Below are 21,329 nucleotides of genomic sequence, written 5' to 3' on the forward strand. Positions count from 1 at the left end.
ACCTGTGTGCACGTTATTACGATGGGGTGCGTGACCACCACTGAGCAGCCCTCCCGCGCGCCCCGCCGCGATGCCACGGAGAACCGGGCAGCACTCCTCGACGCGGCGAAGACCTGCCTGCAGCAGGACCCGGATGCGTCGATCGAGTCGATCGCCGCGTCGGCCGGCCTGTCGCGCCGTGCGGTGTACGGACACTTCCCCTCGCGCGACGACCTGGTGCGCGAGGTCGTGACGGCCGGCGCCGCCCGCATCGCCGCCGCGATGCCCACCGCCGCGGACCTGCAGGAGCTCCCCCCGGCTGCGCGCCTCGCCGCCATCGCGGTGACGCTCTGGACCGAGGTGTCACACGTCCGCTCGATGGCCCGGGTGGCCGTGCGCAGTCCGTTCGCCGAACCCGTCGCCGAGGTGTTCGCCCCGCTGCGCGCACAGGTGCGTCAGGCGTGCGCGCTCGGGATCGCCGACGGCGCCATGCGGGACGACGTCGACCCCGAGACCCTCGGCCGTCTGGTCGAGGGCGCGTGCATCGCCGTCCTCGACGAGGCCACCCGTTCCGGCACGAGCGACGAGGACGGACGGCGCATGGTGGTGGTGTCGGCGCTGGGCATGGCCGGCATCGACTGGCGCACCGCACTGCTCTCCGAACCCGCCGCTCCCGCTCCCACTCCTGCCCAGAAGGACCACGCATGACGCTCGAACTCGACCACGTCGGCATCGGTGAGGAGCCCGGCGCGCCCCTGCCCGTCGTCTCCGCCGTCGCCGCTCCCGGACGCCCGGGGGTCCTCGCCGTCGAGACCGAGCAGGCACCCGTGCTCGCATCACTCGTCGCCGGTGGCCGCATGCAACCCGACACCGGCCGGCTGCTGCTCGACGGCCACGACGACCCGGCAGCCGTCCGGCGCTCGTTCGCCCTCGTGGACACCCCCGGGGTCGCCGAGCCCTTCCCCGTCATGACCCTCAAGCAGATCGTGCGCGAGGAGCTCGCGTTCGCCGGGCAGCGCCCGAACCGCGAGCACGTCGACACCGTGCTCGACGAGCTCGGACTGCGGGACTACGTCGACACCGCCGTACAGCGGGTGCCGACCGCCGTGCGCGTCCGGCTGCTCGTCGAACTGGCCCTGCTCCGCGACGGCGTGACCGGCATCGTGATCACGTCGCCCGAGCGGCACGGTGGCGCCGTCGAGGACTGGTTCCAGGTGGTCCGCGACGTCGCACGCCGGGGCGTGACCGTGGTCCTCGTGACCTCGAAGGCCGCCGCCACGACCGTCGAGCACCTGCTCGACACGATCGACACGCACGACACCGTCGAGACGCACGACGACGTCGAGACGCTCGTGACGCCCCAGCCCGAGGACCCCGAGGACGTGGCCCGAACCGACGGAACCGAGCCGGGCCTCCCGGCCGCTCCTTCCGTCACCGAAGCATCCGCAACCGTCCCGACGGAGGCACAGAAGTGACCACCACCTCGCTCGTCCGCGCAGAACTCGCGCGACTCACCGCGACCCCGCTCGCACGTCTGGCGTTCATCGCGCTGATGATCGTGCCGCTGCTCTACGGCGGCGCCTACCTGTGGGCGAACCGCGACCCCTACGCGAAGCTCGACCAGATCCCCGCCGCGATCGTGAACCTCGACGCCGGCGCCACGCTGGACGGCGACCACGTCGACTACGGCAAGGACGTCACGAAGGAGGCCATCGACGGCGCCGACTTCAAGTGGACGAAGACGAGCGCCGCCGATGCCCGATCCGGCGTCCGGAACGGCACCTACGACTTCGTCGTCACCATCCCGCACGACTTCTCCGAGCACCTGGTGTCCGCGCAGTCCGACGACCCGACGCAGGCGAAGCTCGTCATGACGACGGCCGACACGAACTCCTACCTGGCCTCCACCATCGCCGAGCAGGCGGGCAAGACCATGCGCACCGCCGTCGCCGAGCGCGTCGGCAAGCAGGCGGCGAAGACCCTGCTCGTCGGGCTCGCCGACGTGCGGGACAGCCTCGGCGACGCCGTCGACGGGGCCGATGAACTCGCTTCCGGAACCGCCAAGGCGGACTCGGGTGCGCACGAGCTCGCCGACGGCACCGGCAAGCTGTCCTCCGGTGCGGCGGAGCTCGCGTCCGGCACGGCTGACCTGCCGTCGCAGACCCAGCAGCTGAACAGCGGGGCGCAGCAGGTGGCGTCGGGGGCGTCGACCCTGGCGTCCGGGCTGGCCAGCGCGCAGCAGCAGACGGCGGCGCTGCCGTCGCAGACGCAGCAGTTGAACGCGGGGGCGCAGCAGCTGCAGACCGGGCTGCACCAGCTTCGTGACCAGACGGCCTCGCTGCCGTCGGACTCGCAGAAGCTCGCCAGCGGGGCGTCGCAGGTCGCCACCGGGAACGCGACACTGGCCGACGAGGCCACACCGTTCATCGAGGGTGTCCAGCGGCTCTCGGCGCAGTCACCCGAACTCGTCGCGTCACTGAAGCCGGTCGTGCAGGCGTCAACGGTGCTCACCCCGGACCAGAAGACCACGCTGCTCGCCGGACTCGACGACCTGCAGGCCGGCAGCGCCGACCTCGGCACCGGTGCCGGCGAACTGTCGGGCAACCTGCAGAAGCTCAAGACCGGCAGCGCGCAGGTGTCCGCGGGGGCATCGCAACTCGCCGAGCAGGCTCCGGCGCTGACGAGTGGCATCCAGCAGCTCTCCGACGGCTCCGACACGCTCGCCGCCGGCACCGGCAAGCTCGCCGCGAAGGCTCCGGAGCTGTCGTCCGGCATCGCCACCGCCGCGACGGGCGCATCCACGCTCTCGTCCGGAGCGTCGAAGGTGGCCGACGGCACGTCGACGCTGGCCTCGGCGGCTCCGACCCTGTCGTCGGGTGCGTCGCAGCTCGCGACCGGTGCGGAGACCGCCGACCAGGGCGCTTCGTCGCTCGCATCGGGGCTGGACGAGCTGAAGACCGGGTCATCGAAGCTCGCGTCGTCGCTCGACGAGGGCCGCACGAAGATCCCGGCGTCGAACGCCTCGGAACGTGAGTCGCAGGCCTCGGTCATCTCCGACCCGGTCAAGGTCGGGGACGACAACGTCGCCGCCGCGTCGAACTACGGCGCCGGCCTCGCGCCGTTCTTCATCTCGCTCGCGGCCTGGATCGGAATGTACGCGCTGTTCCTCATCCTGAAGCCGATCTCCAAGCGGGCCATCACGGCGGTGCGGAAGCCCCTCGCGGTGGTGTTCGGCGGCTGGCTCACCCCGGCGCTCCTCGGCCTGGTGCAGATGGTGGCGCTGTTCTTCATCGTGCGCTTCGCCCTCGACCTGAACGTGGTGCACGTCGGCGGCACGATCGGCATCATGGTGCTGGCCTCGGCGACCTTCGCGGCGATCATCATGGCGCTCAACGTGCTGCTCGGGTCCGTGGGGCAGTTCCTCGGCCTGGTGCTCATGCTCGTGCAGCTCGTCACCGCCGGCGGGACGTTCCCGTGGCAGACGCTGCCGGGGCCGTTGGCCGCGCTGCACTTCGCGCTGCCGATGACGTACTCGGTCGACGCGATCCGACAGACGATGTACGGCGGGAACCTCGGCGCCGCGTGGTCGGACGCCGGCGTGCTGCTCTGCTGGCTGCTCGGGGCGCTCCTGGTGTCCTTCGTGGTCACCGCGCGGCAGACCCGTTCCCGCACGCTGCGCGACCTGCGCCCGAGCCTGATCGGGTAGCGGGAGCGGCCGCGCGGCGGCGGGCGCGGGCGCGGCGCGGGCGCGGGCGCGGGCGCGGCACGCATCGTGAGCAGAAGAGGTCGGGTGACGTCAGGTCACCCGACCTCTTCTGCTCACGAAGTGCGTTCGCCGAGCGGCTGGTGCACCATCCCACCGCCGAGGGTGCGCAGGTCGTCGGTCGGCAGGGTCGCGCGGGCGTCCGCGTCGAGCACGGCGGAGGCGTCGTCGACCGGGTGGAAGCCGATGCGCTCCCCGGCCGTCAGGTCAGCTGGCGACCCGGTGTTCCGCGACAGGGCCCAGACCACGTGGTGCCCGGGGTCGCGGAGCGCAACGGTCGCGAGCACCAGGCGCGTCAGGTCGTCGGGCGAGGTCCACATGAGCAGCCCGCGGGTCGTCGGCGGCAGGGCTCCGAACGCCCCGATCCGCGCGGACACGATCGACATCTCGTACCGGTCCGCGAACAGGCTGCCGAGCAGTTCCATCGCCGCCTTCGTCACGCCGTAGTACGTGTCCGGACGGGGCAGCCGGTCGCCCGGCACGCTCCCCGGCTGGTCGAGGGGCTCGGGGACCAGACCCACCGCGTGGATCGAGCTCGCCTGCACCACCCGGAGCACCCCGGCTCCCGCCGCCCGCTCGAGCACGTTCTTCGTGCCGGTCAGGTTCGCCGCGATCAGGTCGTCCCACGCGGCCTCGGTGGGGATGCCGGCCAGGTGCACCACGGTGTCGACCCCGGCGAGCGCGTCGTCCAGCGCCGCCGGGTCGTTCACCGATCCGGCGACGAACCGCTCTCCGGCGGTGATCGGGTCGTGGGGCTTCTGTTCGTCGAGCAGCACGAGGTCGTGTCCCGCAGACCGCAGTCGGGGACGCAGCGCGCTCCCGATCCGGCCCGCGGCTCCGGTGATGAGCAGCGTCGCCATGCCGCGGACGCTACCCCCGGCGCGCGAGCAGCGACCTCAGCTGTCCGACCGCGCCGAACGCCGGGGTGTCGAGGTCGGACTTGGTCCACCGGACGACCGCCCAGCCGAGTCGTTCCATCTCGCGGTGGCGGCGGAGGTCACGGCCCCACTGCTCGGCGTCGGTCCGGTGGTGGTCGCCCTCGTACTCGATGACGATGCGCTGCTCCGGGTAGGCCATGTCGACGCGGCCCACGAACCGACCGGCTTCGTCCAGCACGTCGACCTGCAGTTCGGGCTCGAGCAGCCCCGCGCGGACGATCGCCAGCCGCGCTCGGGTCTCCTGCGGCGACCCGGCCCCCACCCGCACGAGCTCGAGTGCCACGCGCAGTCGTCGGACACCCGATCGTGCTCCGGCCAGGGTGACGGCGGCAGCGAGGTCGTCGATCGTCGTCCCGCACCGTCGTTCCGTGACGATGGCGTCCCCGAGCACGACGAGCTGGTCCACCGACAGCATCGCACCGCAGTCCACCCACAGCGCCGCGGGCGTGCTCGTCGGCATCCCCCACCGCTCCGTCACCCGGGCACGGTCCGGTGTGATGCGGTGCCCGACGACCCCGTGGCGGCGCGGCTGCGCGATCGGCAGGGGACTCGTGACGTGCACCGGTCCGTCGTCGGCGACCGGGACCGGGAGCTGCCAGAGGACCGCCGCCGAGACGTGGCTGATGAACTGCCCGGGAACCAGGACCGGCCGGAACGCCCGGATCCGGTGGACCGGGTCGGGCGGACGGTCACGTGCCCATCGGATCGACCGGGTCGGCCGGATCAGGTCACGCCGTCGGAGTCGTTGTCGGGAGACGCCCGCGCGGTCGGCGGCACCGACGTCGAACGCGCGCCCGCGCAGCGGTGTCGGAAGTGGTCGTGCTCGCATGACGACCACGTTCGCGCCCCGCGCCCACTGCCCGCGCGCCGAACGCGACTTCTGTGCACAACGCACCCCGGGCCTCCCGTGTGGAGGACCAGCCACGCACAGATCGTGAGCAGAAACGGTCGAGTCGCCGCCCCGTACCCGACCATTTCTGCTCACGAAGCGAACCGGCGCGCGCCCGCTACGATCGACGCACGAGCCAACGGAGGTCGAAGCGCATCATGGGAGACGGCAAGCCCGCGACCATCTACGACGTCGCCGCACGCGCCGGGGTCTCGAAGTCCCTCGTCTCCCTCGTGCTGCAGCGCTCCCCCCGGGTCAGCGACCAGCGCCGGGCCGCCGTGCTCAAGGCGATCCAGGAGCTCGACTACCGTCCCTCCACCGCGGCGGTGTCCCTCGCCGGCACCCGCAGCCGCACCATCGGCGTGGTCCTCGACGACTTCCGCAACCAGTGGTTCGTGGACCTGCTCACGGGCCTGCGCGAGAGCCTCCAGGACCAGGGCCACCGGCTCGTGGTCGCCGACCGGTTCCTCAACACGGGGCTCGATGCGTCCCCGGTCGAGGGCTTCCTCTCCATGCGCGTCGAGGGCATCGTCATCGCCGGCGAGCCCACCACCGACCTCGCGATCCCGGCCTCGATGCCGCTGGTGATCGCGGGAGGCCGCGTCGCGATCCCCCGTGCCGACACCGTGGCAAACGACGACCACGCCGGTGGTGGCATCGCGGCGCAGCACCTGCTCGACCTCGGCCACACCCGGCTCGGGTTCGTGGGCGCGAGTTCGGCGGCCTCGGCCGAACGCCGGGCCGGGTTCGAGCAGGGCGCGGCGGCACGGGCCTCCGTCGTCACGACCGTGCTGCCGGGCGAACCCACCGAGGAGGCCGGTTCCCGCGCCCTCGGCACGCTCCTCGACGAGCACCCGGACGTCACCGCGGTCTTCGCCGCGAACGACGTGATGGCCCTCGGCGCCCTGTCCGAACTCGCCGAACGCGGGCTGCGCGTCCCCGAGGACGTCTCCGTCATCGGGTACGACGACACGCCTGTCGCCGCGATGCGCTACGTCGGTCTGACGAGCATCGACGACCGCAGTGTCGAGATCGGTCGCGGCGCCGGCGAGCGCCTGCTCGCCCGCATCGCCGACCCGCGGATCGCCGCGACGGAACTCCTCGTCGAACCCCGCCTGGTCGCGCGCCGCACCACCGCCGCACGCTGACGCGGCACCCCGGACGGGAGGCCCGCCCCGCCTCCGCCCCGCCCGCTTCGTGAGCAGAAATGGTCGGGTTCAGAGCCCGTACCCGACCATTTCTGCTCACGAAGTCGCGCCCGGCAACTCCGCGTGCTGGACGACCCAGCCGTGCATGACGATCGCGGCGGCAGCCGAGGCGTTGATGCTCCGCGTCGACCCGAACTGCGTGATCTCGAGGTGCGCGTCAGCTCCGGCGACCGCCTGCTCGGTCAGCCCCGGCCCCTCTTGCCCGAACAGGAACACGCAGCGCTCCGGGATCGTCGCGGTCTCGATGCGCTCGGCACCGGGGGTGTTGTCGATGGCGACGACGGGGCGCTGTTCCTCGGCCATCGCGGCGAGGAACGCCTCGACGTCGGGGTGGTACCGGACGTGCTGGTACCGGTCGGTGACCATCGCCCCGCGCTTGTTCCACCGGCGTCGTCCGATGATGTGCACGGTGCCGGCCAGGAACGCGTTGGCGCTCCGCACGATCGACCCGATGTTCAGGTCGTGCTGCCAGTTCTCGATCGCCACGTCGAACGCGTGCCGGCGGGTGTCGAGCTCGGCGACGATCGCGTCCATCGACCAGTACCGGTAGCGGTCGAGCACGTTCCGGGAGTCCCCCGCGGCCAGCAGTTCCGGGTCGAGTCGGGGGTCGTCGGGCCAGGGTTCCGGGTGCGGCCCCACCCCGTTGGTCGTCAGCTCGTGCGACGGTTCGGGCGCAGTGGTCACCCGACCAGCGTACGGGCGATGCGCGACTCGATGCCGGCGATCAGGATGTCGAGGCCGAGTGCGAACCGGTCGTCGTAGGAGTGCTCGCCGAGGATCTCGCCCACCAGCCGGTGCCGCTCGGGGCGTCCGGCCTCGGAGTCCCCGCGTCCGACCTGCACCCCGGCGTGCCCGACCACGAAGTCGTAGACGACGAAGAAGGTGTACATCGCCTCGGCCGGCGGGAGCCCGGCGTCCTGCAGGGCACCGACGACCTTCGCCACGACGGCGTCGGACTCGGTCGAGGCGAGCGGGGCGCGCTGGCTGTGCGACTCGAGCACGAGCGGGTGGGTGCGCATCAGGTCGCGGAACGTCGTGGCGAAGGTGCGGACGACGGCGTGCCACTCGTCCGGCCAGACGAAGGTGGCGGTGAACTCGTCGACGGTGCGGCGGACGAGTTCGGCGTGCAGGTCGTCCAGGCCGCCGATGGTCCGGTGCACCGTCATCGGGGCGACCCCGAGCCGCACGCCCAGGGCACGGAAGGACAGGCGGTCCAGGCCGTCCTCGTTCGCGATGGTCGTGGCGGCGTCGATCACCTGCTCGCGGGACAGCACGTTCGGGCGGCCTCGGCGTCGGCGCGGGGTCACCTCGAGCTCCGTCTCCGACACCGGGGTGGGTCGGGGCGCGGCGGACGGGGTTCCGGGTTCGACGAGCACGAGGGGGCCTCCTTGATTCGGTACGTGTCCCGAAAAGCGTAGGGCAAAAGCCGAGCGCGGTTCGGTGTCTCGACCATCTCGGGTCTCGGAGCAGCGCGCAAGAGCCGCCCCGGGCCTCCCGGCCCTTTCCGAGCCGACCGGGAGCCGGGCCTGAACCGCCGCGCAGTAGGGTGAGGGCCATGGCGACCCGAGACGACGTCGAGTGCTGGCTGACCGACATGGACGGCGTGCTCGTCCACGAGAACCAGGCGCTCCCCGGCGCCCCGGAGCTCATCCAGCAGTGGCTCGACGACGGCACCGAGTTCCTCGTGCTGACGAACAACTCGATCTTCACGCCGCGCGACCTCAGCGCCCGGCTGCGGAGCTCGGGTCTGCACGTGCCCGAGGAGCGGATCTGGACGAGTGCGCTCGCGACGGCCGACTTCTGCAAGTCGCAGATGCCCGGCGGCTCGGCGTTCGTGATCGGTGAGGCGGGCATGACGACCGCCCTGCACGAAGCGGGCTTCATCATGACCGAGACCGCTCCCGACTACGTCGTCGTCGGCGAGACCCGCAACTACTCGTTCGAGGCGATCACCAAGGCCGTCCGGCTCATCCGCGCCGGTGCCCGGTTCATCGTGACGAACCCCGACGCCACCGGCCCGAGCGCCGAGGGGGTCCTGCCCGCCACCGGCGCGATCGCGGCGATGATCGAGAAGGCCACCGGCAAGCAGCCCTACGTGGTCGGCAAGCCGAACCCGATGATGTTCCGCTCCGCGATGAACCGGATCGGGGCGCACTCCGAGAACACCGGCATGATCGGCGACCGCATGGACACCGACGTGCAGGCCGGCATCGAAGCGGGGCTGCACACCGTGCTCGTGATGACGGGCATCAGCGACGAGGCGGAGATCGACCGGTACCCGTTCCGTCCGAGCGAGGTCATCTCCGGCGTGCACGAGCTCGTGCGCACCGAGCCGTTCGAGGTCGAGCTCTAGCCGGTCTCTCGCGACCGCTCGCGCGCGTCGGCACCGGACGTGACCGCGGCGCCCGCCGCAGCCGGTTCGTGGAACGGCCCACGGGCCTCCAGGGCGAAGGCCGCCATCGGCGGCACCGAACGCCACCGCTTCGCCAGCCGGCGCGGCCGGTCGTCGTACCAGGCGATGATCCCGCCCGCCACGATGCCGAACGCGAGCACCCCGAACGAGAACAGCCCGATCAGGCCGAGCAGGGTCAGCTTCCCGAAGTCGCCCGTGTCCGCCGTCGCCGAGAACCCGATCGACCCGAAGTCCCAGAAGGCGTGCAGCAGCACCGGGGCGAGCAGCGACCCGGTCAGCCGACGCGCGACGTAGAGCGTCGACCCGAACGACGCCGCGAACACCACCTGGACCAGCGTCGGCCCGATCCCGGCACCGGCGAGCGCGTTGAGCAGGTGCAGCAGCCCGAACAGCGCGCACGACAGGGCCCACACCCCCATCTCCGGCAGGCGGCGACGCAGTCCGACGAGCAGGGTGCCGCGGGCCATCAGCTCCTCGAACACCCCGACGAACAGCACCCCCACGGCGAGCAGCAGGAAGTAGTGCGCGGGCAGTGCCGTCCAGTCGATCAGGGGCAGCCGGACGACGCACACCACGAGCACGAGGATCGGCGCGAGCATCGTCCACCGCAGCCGCGTCCGGACCGGGTCGACCGTGGCGATCCGCCACCAGCCGAGCGCCGTGACGAACAGGGCGAGCGCGACGACGGCGATGCCCTCGGGGATGACCAGGGCGTGCACGACGCTGTCGACCGTCTGCCCGAGGGTGGCGTAGTCGTCGCTCGGCCGCGACCGCCAGGCGCTGATGGCGGCGAACACGACGATCGGGGCGAGCCCGAGCAGCAGCGACGGCGGCACCGGCCAGCGGCGGCGGGCCCGGACGGGGGTGGTCGTGGTCACCTCCTGGTTGTACCAGGCGGGACGTACGATTGGCGGTATGCGCCTGCCCTCCCTGTCCACCATGGCAGAGGACTACGTCAAGCTCATCTGGAAGGCCAGCGAGCGCGGCGGGCCCGGTTTGGCGACGCGGGACATCGCGGCGTCCCTGAAGGTGTCGGCGTCGACGGTGTCGGGCAACCTCAAGAAGCTCGACCGCGACGGCCTGATCGAGCACACCCCGTACTACGGCGTCGTGCTCACCCCGCTCGGGCAGCAGGTCGCGGTGGCGATGGTCCGGCGGCACCGGTTGATCGAGACGTTCCTGGTCGAGCGGCTCGGCTACTCGTGGGACGAGGTGCACACCGAGGCCGAGGCCCTCGAGCACGCCGTCTCGGAGCAGTTCCTCGACCGCGTCGACGCCGACCTCGGTCACCCGACGCACGACCCGCACGGCGACCCGATCCCCGGCGCCGACGGCATCGTGCCGGACTCCCCCGGCACGCTCCTCGGGGCGATCGAGCCGGGAGCGTGCGGCACGGTCGACCGGGTCTCCGACGACGACCCGTCACTGCTGCGCTACTTCGACGAACTCGGGGTCGGGTTGGGGACGCACCTGCGGGTGGAGCGGGTGCGGGACTACGCCGGCGTCATCGCGGTGGCACGGCGGTCGACCGACGGCTCGGAGTCCCTCGTCGACCTGCCGGCCGCGGCCGCGTCGTCCATCTGGCTCGCGCCCGACGACGACTGACCGCGCTGCGCGCTGGCCGGCTGGTCGGGTGGTCGGGTGGTCGAGTGGTCGGGTGGTCGGGTGGTCGGGTGGTCACGACACCCCGCTCATCTCCGCCGAGTGGTCACCGCCTGTCGTCCGGGAGCCCCGCAGGCGACGGTTCATGACCACTCGGCGCCCAGCGCACGGGGCGTCGTGACCGCACCGCGGCCCGCGAACGCGCGTGGCGTCGGACGGGAGGCCCGGCGCCGCGCCGCCACGCGCCTCCCGTCCAGCGCCCTCACCGGTCACGACACCCCGCTCACCTCTGCCGACCGGTCACGCTCTGTCGTCCGGAAGCCCCGCAGCCGACGGTTCGCGCCCACTCGGCGCGCGGCCAACGGGGTGTCGTGACCGCACGACGCGAGCGCCCCACGACCGCGACGGTGACGCTTCGCGACCACCCGGCGCTCCCGGCCGGGCGCGCCCGCCGCCCCTACCCCTTGACGGAACGCGTCCGGCCGAGGGCGACCTCGCGTCGAGCCCGTTCGAGGGCGAGCGCGGATGCGGCGTCCGGGTCGTGCAGCAGGCGTTCGGTGTCGCGCACGTGTTCCCGGACAGCGTCGGCCCCCCGGTCGGCGGCGGCGGCGAGGACCGGTCGGACGGTGTCCTCGCCGAGTCCCACCAGGGCACGCGACAAGCTGAGCCGACGCTCCCGGTCGCCGATGCCGAGCTGCACCGCGAGGGTCCGTGCGAGCGGCGCCCGCTCGTCGTCGGGCACCAGCGCGACGGCGGTCCGCCAGGCTGCGCGGAGCACCTCGTCGTCGTGGTCCTCGAGCAGCGGGCGCACCGCCGGCCATGCGTCCGGGTCACCGATCTTCGACAGGGTGTGGAGCGCCTGGCTGCGGGCCTGCGGCTCGGGGCGCTCGAGCTCGGGCAGGACGCGGGCGACGACGTCCTCGGCGCGGTGTCGGGTCAGTGCCCACGTCAGCATGTCGCGGACGAAGAAGTCCGGCTCGACGGCGCACTGCGCGACGAGCACCCCGAGGTCCGCGGGGTCCGGGGTGGTCCCCGCGGCCATCACGGCCTGCAGCCGGGCGGAGGATCGCGGGTCGGCGAGGGCATCGGTGAGCACGGTCATCTCCCCATCGAAGCCCCTCGCGCCGGGGCCGTGTCAAGCCTCGGGAGCAGCCTCGGGAGACGTGCGGTCAGCTCCCACCGCACCCACGACCACGAAAGGACCTGGCGCCGTGCACGCCCTTGCCGTGCGCGTGCATGTTCCGACGAAACACCCGTCGATCACGGGGTGGATCGTCGCAGAACAGGTGCGACGCGGCGCCTACGCCCCCGGCGCCAACGACCCGGTCAGCGGCTGCCCCGACGACCGCGTCACGAAGCACGAGATGAACCGGTCGCCCTGGTCCCACGTCGCCTGGTCCGGCGCGTAGGAACCCTGCACCTGCACGTCGCCCACGGCAGCAGCCGCCGAGGCGTTCAGCGCCGCGTCGGACTGGCACTGGTCGGCCGCCTGGGTCGCCAGGGCCTCGGCCCCGGGGTAGGTGTCGCCCTCGACCGCGAGCCGTGCGGTCAGCTGCCCGATGTGCGGCGTCACACAGTCCACCACCGTGAAGGTCTGCGACCACGCGTTCGTGAACGGCGACAGGCACTCCCCGCCGGCCAGGTCGGTCCACGGGTGCTCGCCGGGCAGCGCCGGGGTCGTCGCGAACTGCAGTGTGGCTGCTGGTGCGGCGGCGTCAGCCGACTGCGGTGCCGATGGGGCCGCGGTCGGCGTCGCCGCAGCCGACGAGGCGGCGGTCGGCGACTTCGTCGGCACGGCCTGGTCGGCGATGTTGTTCCCGAGGATCCACTTCGACAGCAGGAACACCAGCACGATGAGCACGAGGATCAGGGCGATCGACCCGTAGATCAGCAGCTGCTTGCCGCGCTTTCCCTCGTTCCGGAGCCGAGCGAAGCCCTCGTTGATGAAGTTGTCGCGTTCGCCGGGCTTGCGGTCCGGACCGCCAGCCGCCGACGACGAGCGCGCGGCAGTCGGGGCAGCCGGCGCGACCGGTGCAGCAGCCGCAGGCACCGCAGCCGCAGCCGCAGCCGCAGGCATCATCCGCGTCCCGGTGTCCTCGGGGTCGTAGCCGGTGTCGCCGAGCTGCCCGACGGCCTCGGTGCCGAACAGGTCCTTGATGGCGCTCGTGTCACTGGTCTCACGGCCGTCCCACTCGGACTGGTCCAGGTCGTCCGGCGCAGCGGCGGGCAGGGGCTCCGGCCGGGGTCCGGTGTCGGTCCCGCGCAGCCCGAGCACAGCATCGAACTCCTGCCCCACCGACGGCGGCAGGTGCGCCGGGTACTCCTGTGCACCGGCGGGTTCGACGAGCGGCGGTGCGGCGGTCGGCGGCACGGTCGCGTCGGGCTCGGACCACCAGGGCGTCCCGGCAGCCGGCATCGCGGTGTTCGGGGCGTCGGTCCGGAGGCCCTCGGTCGCGTCCGGCACGACGTCCCCGGCGGGCTGACGGGGTGCGTCCACGGCCTCGGTCGGCTCCTGGGGCTCGCTCGCGTCCGACGAACCGGCGCCGGCAGCGGCAGCGGGACCGGCAGCGGCAGCGGCAGCGGGACCGGCAGCGGGGCCGGCGGCCGGGGCGGCCGTGTCCGACACGGGCGCGGCCGGGACCGCCGGGGGCACCACTGGCGGCACGGGCACAGCCGGCGGCACCGGGTACGTCCGTGGCGCCTGCGGCAGCCCGGAGGCCGGGGTGTCGATCTCGCCGGCGACGACGTCGTCCTCGTCGTCGAACTCGTCGGCGAGCGACCAGGACCCGGCGGACAGCGCGGTGGTGTCGAACGAGTCGGTGGTCAGCGTCGCCGGGACCTCTCCGGCCTCGTCGTCACGGATCGCCCAGTCGAACGGCCGGTCGTGCGCGCCGGTCTGCGTGGGGACCGGCCCGGTGTTCGTGATCCGCAGCAGGTCGGTGAAGGTCGGCGGCTCCTCGGTCGGGGGCAGCACGTTCTCGACGCCGAGGGGCTGCGGCGCAGCGGGGGCGGCAGGCGTCACGGACTCCGGGTGGGAGCCGGTCGCACGGCCGAGCCAGTCGACGTCAGCGCGGCCCTCGCCGAACGGGTCGACGCGGCGACGTTCGTCCTCGATGGCCTTCGCCGCGGCGGCACGCTCGTCGCGGTGGGTCTGCGCCGTCGGCAGCACGATCGACGACGGGTGCGGTGCGGTGGAGTCCGGTGGGACGTCGGCGGCGGCCGGGATCCGGTCGTGCAGTGTGGAGCGTTCGTGCTCGACGACGGCGTCGGGGTTCTCCGACGGTGCGAGCAGCTCGGCCGGCATCGAGATGGCCTGGGTCGAGTCGTCGAGCGCGTCGGCAGGTGTCGCAGGAGCAGGAGCAGGAGCAGGAGCAGCGTCCTCGGGCTCGGCCACGAACGGCTCGGGCAGCGGCGCGCCCGTCTCGCGCGCGGTGCGCTCGGCCTCGCGGCGCTCCCGCCGGGACGGCCAGTCCTCCTCGCCGCGCGGAGCACCGAAGATGTCCGCAGCGCTGCGGAGACCGTGGAACGGAGCGTCCGGTCCGGACGCACGCCGAGCCTCCAGGCCGTCGTCCCCGTCTGCCGGGCCGGCGGTGCCGTCGGGTTCGCGTGCGTCGTCCGGACGCTCCTCGGTCACGCGGTCAGCCCCAGATCAGCCAACCCGATGGCCGCGAAGTACGGGTACCCGGCCGCCTCGATCGTCTCCTTGGCGCCGGTGTCCCGGTCGACGACGACCGCGACGGCGGCGACGATCGCCCCTTCGCGCTCGAGCGCCTCGGCCGCCTTGAGCGGCGAGCCGCCGGTGGTGGAGGTGTCCTCGAGCACGACGACGCGCTTGCCCTTGAGGTCCGGCCCCTCGACCTGCTTGCCGCGGCCGTGGTCCTTCGGCTCCTTGCGGACGACGAAGGCGTCGTAGGTCAGGCCCCGGGCGGCGGCCTGGTGCAGGACGGCGCTGGCGATGGGGTCCGCGCCCATGGTGAGGCCACCGACGGCGGAGACGTCCGGCACCTGCTGCACGAGCTCGGTCATGACCTGCCCGATCAGCGGCGCGACGCGGTGGTCCAGGCTGACCTTCCGCAGGTCGATGTAGTACGTCGCCTTCTTCCCGCTGGTCAGGGTGAAGTCGCCGTGGAACACCGCTTCGGAGGAGATGTACTGGATCAACTGTTCGCGCGCGTCGGTCACAGCCCACAAGGGTAGTCGGTCGCGCCCGCAGCGCGCTCCCCCAGCCTGTGGGTCTGCGAGTACCGGCACCGAGGCGGCGTCGGTACGCTCCGGGGCATGTCCCGTGCACCGCGTCGCGCCGCCGTGGAGCCGGCTTCGTCCGGCGGCCGCCGGACCGGTGGGGTGGCCGTCACGATCGGACGGGAGGCCCTGGGCGGCCTGGTCGCGCTGGCCCTGGCCGTCATCGCCCTGCGCCACGTCATCGCGACGGAACGGGTGTCGTTGCTCTGGTACGACGGCGACTCGGTGCTGCTGCCGCTCGTCGAGCGTTCGCTGCAGGCCGGCCAGCCGTTCGAGTGGGCGATGTCGCCCGCACTGTTCTTCTTCCCCGAGCTGCCCGTGTACCTCTTCTGCTCGCTGGTGACCGCGACGCCGCAGCAGGCCCTGGCGCTGAACGGGGTGCTCGTGCTCCTCGCCGTCTACGCGCTGGTGCGGGCGGCCGCGAACGAACTGATGCCGGCGGCCGGGCGCCCTGCCCGGATCGCGGTCTCGGCCGGGGCGCTCGGTCTGGTCACACTGCTGGTGCTGACCGAGTCGTCGGGCACGGCGACGTCACTCGAGCTGGCGTCCCTGCTGCTGACCACGACCTACTACTACGGGGCCGTGCTGGCGATGCTCGGCACCGCGGTGCTCGTGCTGCGGGCGGTGCGGCTCGGCCGGGCGTCGGTGCCCCTGCTCGTCGCGCTCGGAGTCGTCGCCGCGTGCACGACCGCGTCGAACCCGCTGTACGTGCCGTGGTCGGCGGCCCCGGTGGTCGTCACCCTCGGGCTCCTGGTGCTGGCGCGCCGGGTACCGTGGCGCCCGGCTGCGCTGCTGGCCGGTGCCGTCACGGTCGGCTCGGTCATCGGGTACCTGGTGCGGATCCCCCTGCGGCCGTTCGTCTCCCTCGACCCGGCGACGTACGTGCAGCCGTCGCGGGCCGGGGAGACCCTTCGGTTCTTCGCGGCGCTGACCGACGACCGGGCGGGCACGGCGCCGGGCGACCTCGGGCTCCTGCTGCTGTTCGCCGGGGTGCTCGTCACCGTCGGCGGCACGGTGTGGGCCTGGCGGGTCCGCACCGCACGCACCGTGCTGGTCGCGACACTCCTCCCACTGGTGACCGTCGTCGCCGTGTCCGTCGGGGTCGTCGTCGCCGGATCCGAGACCCCGCGCTACCTGCAGCCGATCGTGACCGCGCCGCTGCTCGCGCTCGTCGCCGTGGCCGAGCTCACCCGCACCGCGGTCCGCCGCACCCGCGTGCACCGTCCGCACCGCGGGGTCCGGGCGGGGGTGGCGGTCGCGATGGCCGCCGTGCTCGCGACCGGGATCGCCGTCGCCCCCGGCGCCGCCCACGCCGTCGCGACCGCGCGGTACCCGGCGGCCGCGTGCCTGGACCGCTGGGCCGACGGACGCCAGGTCACCGGTGTCGGGCAGTTCTGGACGGTCCGACCCCTCGCCACCTACGCGTCGACGAACGTCGAGCTCCTGCAGGTCCGCGACACCTTCGAGACGTACCCGTGGCTCGTCGACCTCGGGGCCTACCGCGACGCGGACCCGAGCTTCGTGGTGGTCGGTTCGCACGACCTCTGGACCACCGCGGTCGAGGACTCCCTCGGGGCTCCGGCGACGATCACCCACTGCACCGGCTTCGACGTCTACGACTACGCCGGCACCGCCGGGCAGGCGATCCTGCGGCGCGACGTCGTCGGGAGCGCCGACGTCATCCGTCGCGACCGGGGTTTCTGAGCCACTGCTGAAGTTGTCCACAGCGGCGCGTCGCCGCCCGATGCTCGCTGTACGGATGTATAGGCTCGTGCTCGATGTCTCGTCCCTCCAGCCCTCGCGCCCCCCGTGTCCCCGTGCGCCTGCGCCTCGCCGTCACCGGTCTGGCACTCGCGGGCCTCGTCGGCACGGTCATCGCCGACGCGCCGGCAGCCCAGGCGGTGACCTACCCCACGTGGGACGAGGTCAAGTCCGCCCGCGGCAAGGAATCCGCGAAGCAGGGGCAGATCACCGAGATCCGGGGCATCATCAGCGAGCTCGACGCGAAGGTCGAGGCTGCCGAGGCGAAGGCGCAGAAGCTCGGTGACGTGTTCTACAAGGCCCAGCGCAAGGCCCAGACCGCAGCCGAGAAGGAACAGCAGCTCCGCGCCGACGCGAAGGACCACGCGAAGGTCGCCGACCAGAGCGCCGCGCAGGCCGGGCAGTTCGCCGCGCAGATGTCCCGCTCCGGTGGCGCCGACGTCACCACGTCGGTGATCACCCAGGGCGAGGACGCCAGTGATCTGCTGTACAACCTCGGTGCGCTGAGCAAGCTCTCCGAGCAGGCCGAACGCGTCCAGGCCGCTGCGAGTGCCGACGCCGCCGTCGCCAGCTCGCTCGAAGCACAGGCCGACCGTGCCGCCGAAGCGCTGGGCGACCTCGCCGCCGAAGCAGAAGACCGCATGCAGGAAGCCCAGGCGGCGTCCGACGCCGTGCAGGCCGCCTACGACGAGCAGCAGTCGAACAAGGCCCGGCTCGACGCCCAGCTCGCGACCCTGACCTCGGGCCGCGTCCGGACCGAAGCCGAGTTCGCCAAGGGTGAGCGCGTCCGCAAGGCGGCGGAGGAGAAGGCCGCACGCGAAGCGGCACAGCGCGCGGCCGCAGCAGCGGCAGCAGCAGCAGCCGCCGCGAACTCCGGCGGCGGCTCGTCGTCGGGTGGCGGCTCGACCGGCAGCAGCGGCTCAGGCGGCGGCGGTTCCGTCGGCGCGGGGTCCGGCACCGGCTGGGTCCGCCCGGCCAGCGGCTACGTCATCAGCCCCTACGGGTACCGCGTGCACCCGATCACCGGCGTCGTGACCATGCACGAGGGCACCGACCTGGCGAGCGGCTGCTACACGCCCATCGTCGCGGCCTCGGCCGGCACCGTCGACTACGTCGGGTGGTACGGCGGCTACGGCAACTACGTCCGCATCAACCACGGCGGCGGTGTGCAGACCGCGTACGGCCACATCGTCGACGGCGGGTTCCGGGTCGCCACCGGGCAGCAGGTCTCCGCAGGGCAGCTGATCGCGCTCGTGGGCTCCACGGGAGCCTCGACCGGCTGCCACAGCCACGTCGAGGTGCACATCAACGGCGCCACCACCGACCCGGTGCCCTTCATGAGCGCACGCGGGGTCGCCTTCTAGCCGACCGGCCTCGGCTCCGGCCCCGGCTCGTCGATCCCGTCGTCGCCGGCGTTCCACAGCGCCCGGTACCAGGCGGTGCGCTCCCGGTCGTCCGGCAGGCCGTACGCCCGGTGGAACAGCGGCTCCCACCCGGGTCCGTAGTTCCAGCCGAGGGCCATCGTCGCCACCGCGATGTCAGCCCAGCGGTCCGCGACCCCCATCGCGTCCAGGTCGACGTGCCCGCTCCACCGCCGATCCGCACCGATGAGCGTGTTCGGCGTGCACGGGTCACCGTGACAGACGACGATCCGGTCGGCCGGCGGCTCCGGACCGAGACCACCAGGGCCGACCTCGGCGTCGGCGTCGGCGTCCGCGGCAGCCCCGCGCGCACGATCGAGCCGGTCCGCGGTCGCCCACGTGAACGGGCAGTCGTCGACGGGCAAGGTGTCGTGCAGCGCGCGCAGGCCCTCGCCCACCGCGACCACCGCGGTCCGGGGTTCGTCGTGCCAGCGCGGGTCGACGGCGCTCCACCCGGGCACGGCGCGGGTGTGCAGCCAGACGCCGTCGTCGTCGGTGCCGTGGTCGATGACCTCCGGCACCCGGGCGTACCGGGAGGCCCAGGTCAGCCGTTGCGCCTCACCGCTGATCCACGAGCCGTAGGCATGCGGCAGGACCTTCACGAACTCCTCGGCATGCGCGTCCGGCCCGATGCGGAACGTCGTCCCGCCGATCTGGTTGTGCCACACGAGCGCGACCTCACGGCCCCGCGCGACCTCGGTGACGACGTGCGGCACCGGGACGGTCTCGCCCGGCCGGGGCAGTCCACCGATCGAGCGCACCACGGCGACGCTCAGTGCACGCGGTCCGGGCGGGAGGACCCCGACCCACCACGGGCGATCTCGAGCAACACGGGCAGGCGTTCGCCGAGCAGGGCGTCCAGGTCGGCGACGACGGCCTCGACCCGTTCGGTGATCTCGCGCGGCGCGGCCCCCCGGCGCGGACGGACCCGCACCCGGATCGCCCGGCCACCACGGACCCGGTAGACGTCGACGGCGAGCGAACCGACCTGCGGCATCTCGCCGATGGCCGACGACAGCGCGTGCTGCACGGCCGTGGACTCGATGCGCACCGCCCCGGCGACGCCGTCCGCCGAACCGTCGCTGTCCACGACGGTGCCCTCACGGCCACCGCCGAGCGTCGTCAGCACCACGAGGGCGAGCACACCGAGCACGACGCCACCGCCGAGCACGCAGGTCCAAGCGAACACCGAGTCGTCACGCGATGCCCCGGTGCCGAGTCCGGCGAGGGCATCGCCGACCGTGCGCCACCACGAGGCGACGAGGGGCAACCCCTGCGCGGTCTGCACCAGGATCGCCGCCACCCCGGCGACGAGCAGGACGAGCCCGAGCACGACGAGCGCCGTGCGACCGAGCCCACGGTTCGTGGCGTTCATCCGTCCACCCGCCCGGTCGGCTGCACCCGGACCCGTGCGGCCAGCGGCGGCTGCGCGTCGATCGCGGCGAACTCCCGCTCGACGGCCTCGGTCGCGGCGACCGCGGGGACGTCCACCCCGGCGGCGGGACGGAGCACGACGTCGACCGTGCGGCGGCCGACGGTGCCCACGGCGGCGTCGGCACCGAGCCGGGTCGCGGATCGGGCGGCGCGGGCCGCGGCGGAGGCCAGGACCTCGTCGTCGACGACGACTGCGAGCCGGTCGGACGACATCGCGTGCCGCGGACGGCGCTGGGGCAGGATCCCCTGCAGCAGCAGGACGAGCCCGACCAGGGCCACGATGGCAGCGATGCCGACCACGATCGTGGTGTCGAGCCCGTCCGGGGCGGCGAGCGCAGTGTCGACCACGGCGCGGGGGTCGACACCCAGGGCGTTCTGGTCGAGCAGGACGAGTGCTCCGGCGAAGACCGCGACGGCGGCGAGCACCAGGGCGATGAGCATCGCGACGACGACGGCGGCGGAGCGGGAGACGTGGGTCTCGCGGCGCAGCAGGCGACGGTAGGTGGCGTCGCGGCCGTCGCGCGAGGCGACGTCGGGGACGACCGGATCGACGCGGTCCGCCGTTGGCGTGGCGGTCACCGAACCCTCCGCGGGGTGTCGACGATCGACGACGCGAAGGTCACCGTGACCCGCGCGACCTGCCGGCCGGTGATGGTCCGGAAGCGCTCGGCGATCGTGCCGCGAGCCCGGTGCGCCGTGGCGACGACGGGTTCGTCGGGGAGTGCGTGCGTGCCCAGCACCGGCAGGGCGAGCGGGGCGGTGATCTCGACCGCCAGTGCACCGCGGCCGTCGTCGGTGACCCGGGCACGGACCTCCCGGGCGGACACGCGCAGCGCCTCGGCGGCGATCGCCTGCGCGGTCCGCACCAGCGCGTGGGCGCCGATGCGGTCGGACCCGGGAAGCCGGGGACCGGCAGAACCGGGATCGGAGCCGGGGACCCGCACACCGCTGCCGCCGGTGGTGGCGACGGCGGCGTTGCTCACGACGAGCTCCGGCGTCCGCGCAGTACGTCGAGCAGACGGCGGAAGTCGACGTCGCCCGTGACGATGCGCGCGACCAGTGCGCCGAGCGCCATGCAGACGGCGACGACGACGAACGCCCAGAACCCGAGCGTCACGGCGACGATCGCGAGCAGGGCGCCGGTGCCCATCCCGACGACGGTCGCCTTCACCGGACTCGACCGTCCCGGACGTCGAGCTCGTCCGCGACGCCGTTGAGCGCCGGGATGTTCACGTCGTTGATGGCGATGTTGACCTCGGTCACCTCGAGGCCGACGAGTTCGGTGACGGCGTTCGTGACGGCGGCGCGCACCGCGGAGGCGACCTCCATCATCGGCGTCGGGTAGTCCACGACGATCGTCAGGTCGACGGCCACCTGGGTCTCGCCGACCTCGACGCGGACGCCCTGGCCGAGCGCGCTCGAGCCGATCGCGTCGCGGATGGCGCCGAACGCGCGCGAGGCGTTGCCGCCGAGCGCGAAGACGCCGGGGACGTCGCGGGCGGCGATGCCCGCGACCTTCGCGACGACCGTGTCGTCGATGATGGTCCTGCCCTTGGCGGTGACCTGCGTCGTCGTGGTGCCGGCGGGCTGGGCGCTCCCGGCCCCTGTGCCGAGCGTGGCCCCGGTCGTGGTCCCGTCGACGCGGTTCGTCGTCGATGCCATTGCTGCCTCCGTGCGAT

The 21,329-nt window shown here is 73.2% G+C and carries 22 protein-coding genes; 8 read left to right on the forward strand and 14 right to left on the reverse strand.

What is annotated here, in order from left to right; genetic code table 11:
- Positions 1-21: 21 nt before the first annotated feature.
- Genes DEJ17_RS03145 through DEJ17_RS03155 form a run of 3 tightly spaced genes read left to right on the forward strand, consistent with a single transcriptional unit; the run spans position 22 to position 3,685 of the window.
- Positions 22-687, forward strand: coding sequence for a TetR/AcrR family transcriptional regulator (locus DEJ17_RS03145; RefSeq protein ID WP_375342553.1), 666 nt, complete (start codon positions 22-24; stop codon positions 685-687).
- On the forward strand, positions 684-1,454 hold the full coding sequence (locus DEJ17_RS03150; RefSeq protein WP_110892029.1) for a hypothetical protein: 771 nt from the start codon (positions 684-686) through the stop codon (positions 1,452-1,454). The genes DEJ17_RS03145 and DEJ17_RS03150 overlap by 4 nt, the downstream gene beginning before the upstream one ends.
- Positions 1,451-3,685, forward strand: a complete 2,235-nt coding sequence (locus tag DEJ17_RS03155; RefSeq protein ID WP_110892030.1) for a YhgE/Pip domain-containing protein — start codon at positions 1,451-1,453, stop codon at positions 3,683-3,685. The genes DEJ17_RS03150 and DEJ17_RS03155 overlap by 4 nt, the downstream gene beginning before the upstream one ends.
- 113 nt (positions 3,686-3,798) lie before the next feature.
- On the opposite strand, the gene DEJ17_RS03160 is transcribed toward DEJ17_RS03155, so the two are convergent.
- Entirely contained in the window at positions 3,799-4,602 is an 804-nt protein-coding gene (locus DEJ17_RS03160; protein WP_110892031.1) for an NAD(P)-dependent oxidoreductase, read from the reverse strand.
- A gap of 10 nt (positions 4,603-4,612) precedes the next feature.
- A complete protein-coding gene (locus DEJ17_RS03165; RefSeq protein ID WP_110892032.1) occupies positions 4,613-5,509 on the reverse strand; it encodes a DUF559 domain-containing protein in 897 nt (298 codons plus the stop codon).
- A 218-nt stretch (positions 5,510-5,727) separates the two neighbouring features.
- Between DEJ17_RS03165 and DEJ17_RS03170 the strand changes: the two genes are divergently transcribed.
- Positions 5,728-6,717: a LacI family DNA-binding transcriptional regulator gene (locus DEJ17_RS03170; RefSeq protein ID WP_110892033.1), complete on the forward strand. Its 990-nt coding sequence runs from the start codon at positions 5,728-5,730 to the stop codon at positions 6,715-6,717.
- A gap of 96 nt (positions 6,718-6,813) precedes the next feature.
- On the opposite strand, the gene DEJ17_RS03175 is transcribed toward DEJ17_RS03170, so the two are convergent.
- Together DEJ17_RS03175 and DEJ17_RS03180 are read right to left on the reverse strand one after the other, a co-directional pair.
- On the reverse strand, positions 6,814-7,461 hold the full coding sequence (locus DEJ17_RS03175) for a TrmH family RNA methyltransferase (protein ID WP_110892034.1): 648 nt from the start codon (positions 7,459-7,461) through the stop codon (positions 6,814-6,816).
- Positions 7,458-8,153 carry a TetR/AcrR family transcriptional regulator gene (locus tag DEJ17_RS03180; RefSeq protein ID WP_110892035.1) on the reverse strand — a complete coding sequence of 232 codons (696 nt, stop codon included), beginning with the start codon at positions 8,151-8,153 and terminating at the stop codon, positions 7,458-7,460. Before DEJ17_RS03180 ends, DEJ17_RS03175 begins: the two co-directional genes overlap by 4 nt.
- Before the next feature lie 179 nt (positions 8,154-8,332).
- Between DEJ17_RS03180 and DEJ17_RS03185 the strand changes: the two genes are divergently transcribed.
- Positions 8,333-9,130, forward strand: a complete 798-nt coding sequence (locus DEJ17_RS03185; RefSeq protein ID WP_110892036.1) for an HAD-IIA family hydrolase — start codon at positions 8,333-8,335, stop codon at positions 9,128-9,130.
- On the opposite strand, the gene DEJ17_RS03190 is transcribed toward DEJ17_RS03185, so the two are convergent.
- Positions 9,127-10,068 carry a CPBP family intramembrane glutamic endopeptidase gene (locus DEJ17_RS03190; RefSeq protein ID WP_181421015.1) on the reverse strand — a complete coding sequence of 314 codons (942 nt, stop codon included), beginning with the start codon at positions 10,066-10,068 and terminating at the stop codon, positions 9,127-9,129. The two genes, DEJ17_RS03185 and DEJ17_RS03190, sit on opposite strands and share 4 nt — an antisense overlap.
- A 37-nt stretch (positions 10,069-10,105) precedes the next feature.
- Between DEJ17_RS03190 and DEJ17_RS03195 the strand changes: the two genes are divergently transcribed.
- Positions 10,106-10,795, forward strand: a complete 690-nt coding sequence (locus DEJ17_RS03195; protein WP_110892151.1) for a metal-dependent transcriptional regulator — start codon at positions 10,106-10,108, stop codon at positions 10,793-10,795.
- A 454-nt stretch (positions 10,796-11,249) separates the two neighbouring features.
- On the opposite strand, the gene DEJ17_RS03200 is transcribed toward DEJ17_RS03195, so the two are convergent.
- From DEJ17_RS03200 to pyrE, 3 genes are all read right to left on the reverse strand, one after another.
- Positions 11,250-11,894 (reverse strand): HEAT repeat domain-containing protein, encoded by a 645-nt coding sequence (locus DEJ17_RS03200; RefSeq protein WP_110892038.1) that lies wholly within the window; start codon positions 11,892-11,894, stop codon positions 11,250-11,252.
- A 198-nt stretch (positions 11,895-12,092) separates the two neighbouring features.
- Positions 12,093-14,426 (reverse strand): septum formation family protein, encoded by a 2,334-nt coding sequence (locus DEJ17_RS03205; RefSeq protein ID WP_110892039.1) that lies wholly within the window; start codon positions 14,424-14,426, stop codon positions 12,093-12,095.
- Positions 14,423-14,974: an orotate phosphoribosyltransferase gene (gene pyrE, locus DEJ17_RS03210; RefSeq protein ID WP_110858775.1), complete on the reverse strand. Its 552-nt coding sequence runs from the start codon at positions 14,972-14,974 to the stop codon at positions 14,423-14,425. The genes DEJ17_RS03205 and pyrE overlap by 4 nt, the downstream gene beginning before the upstream one ends.
- A 96-nt stretch (positions 14,975-15,070) precedes the next feature.
- On the opposite strand from pyrE, the gene DEJ17_RS03215 reads away from it, so the two are divergent.
- Together DEJ17_RS03215 and DEJ17_RS03220 are read left to right on the forward strand one after the other, a co-directional pair.
- The gene (locus DEJ17_RS03215) at positions 15,071-16,738 is read left to right on the forward strand and encodes a hypothetical protein (RefSeq protein WP_110892040.1); all 1,668 of its coding nucleotides are present in this window, start codon (positions 15,071-15,073) and stop codon (positions 16,736-16,738) included.
- Between the two features lie 74 nt (positions 16,739-16,812).
- Positions 16,813-18,159, forward strand: a complete 1,347-nt coding sequence (locus DEJ17_RS03220; protein ID WP_146239597.1) for a M23 family metallopeptidase — start codon at positions 16,813-16,815, stop codon at positions 18,157-18,159.
- Here DEJ17_RS03220 and DEJ17_RS03225 read toward each other — a convergent pair.
- Genes DEJ17_RS03225 through DEJ17_RS03250 form a run of 6 tightly spaced genes read right to left on the reverse strand, consistent with a single transcriptional unit; the run spans position 18,156 to position 21,312 of the window.
- On the reverse strand, positions 18,156-18,977 hold the full coding sequence (locus tag DEJ17_RS03225; protein ID WP_258366634.1) for an aminoglycoside 3'-phosphotransferase: 822 nt from the start codon (positions 18,975-18,977) through the stop codon (positions 18,156-18,158). The genes DEJ17_RS03220 and DEJ17_RS03225 overlap by 4 nt on opposite strands.
- 11 nt (positions 18,978-18,988) lie before the next feature.
- Entirely contained in the window at positions 18,989-19,591 is a 603-nt protein-coding gene (locus DEJ17_RS03230; protein WP_110892043.1) for a hypothetical protein, read from the reverse strand.
- Entirely contained in the window at positions 19,588-20,229 is a 642-nt protein-coding gene (locus DEJ17_RS03235) for a hypothetical protein (RefSeq protein WP_110892044.1), read from the reverse strand. Before DEJ17_RS03235 ends, DEJ17_RS03230 begins: the two co-directional genes overlap by 4 nt.
- Positions 20,226-20,633 (reverse strand): hypothetical protein, encoded by a 408-nt coding sequence (locus DEJ17_RS03240; RefSeq protein ID WP_110892045.1) that lies wholly within the window; start codon positions 20,631-20,633, stop codon positions 20,226-20,228. The genes DEJ17_RS03235 and DEJ17_RS03240 overlap by 4 nt, the downstream gene beginning before the upstream one ends.
- Positions 20,630-20,821: a DUF2273 domain-containing protein gene (locus tag DEJ17_RS03245; RefSeq protein WP_110892046.1), complete on the reverse strand. Its 192-nt coding sequence runs from the start codon at positions 20,819-20,821 to the stop codon at positions 20,630-20,632. Before DEJ17_RS03245 ends, DEJ17_RS03240 begins: the two co-directional genes overlap by 4 nt.
- Complete coding sequence (locus DEJ17_RS03250; protein ID WP_110892047.1) at positions 20,818-21,312, reverse strand: Asp23/Gls24 family envelope stress response protein; 495 nt, start codon at positions 21,310-21,312, stop codon at positions 20,818-20,820. Before DEJ17_RS03250 ends, DEJ17_RS03245 begins: the two co-directional genes overlap by 4 nt.
- Between the last annotated feature and the right edge of the window lie 17 nt (positions 21,313-21,329).

It is taken from the genome of Curtobacterium sp. MCSS17_011 (assembly GCF_003224275.1).
Lineage (GTDB): Bacteria > Actinomycetota > Actinomycetes > Actinomycetales > Microbacteriaceae > Curtobacterium.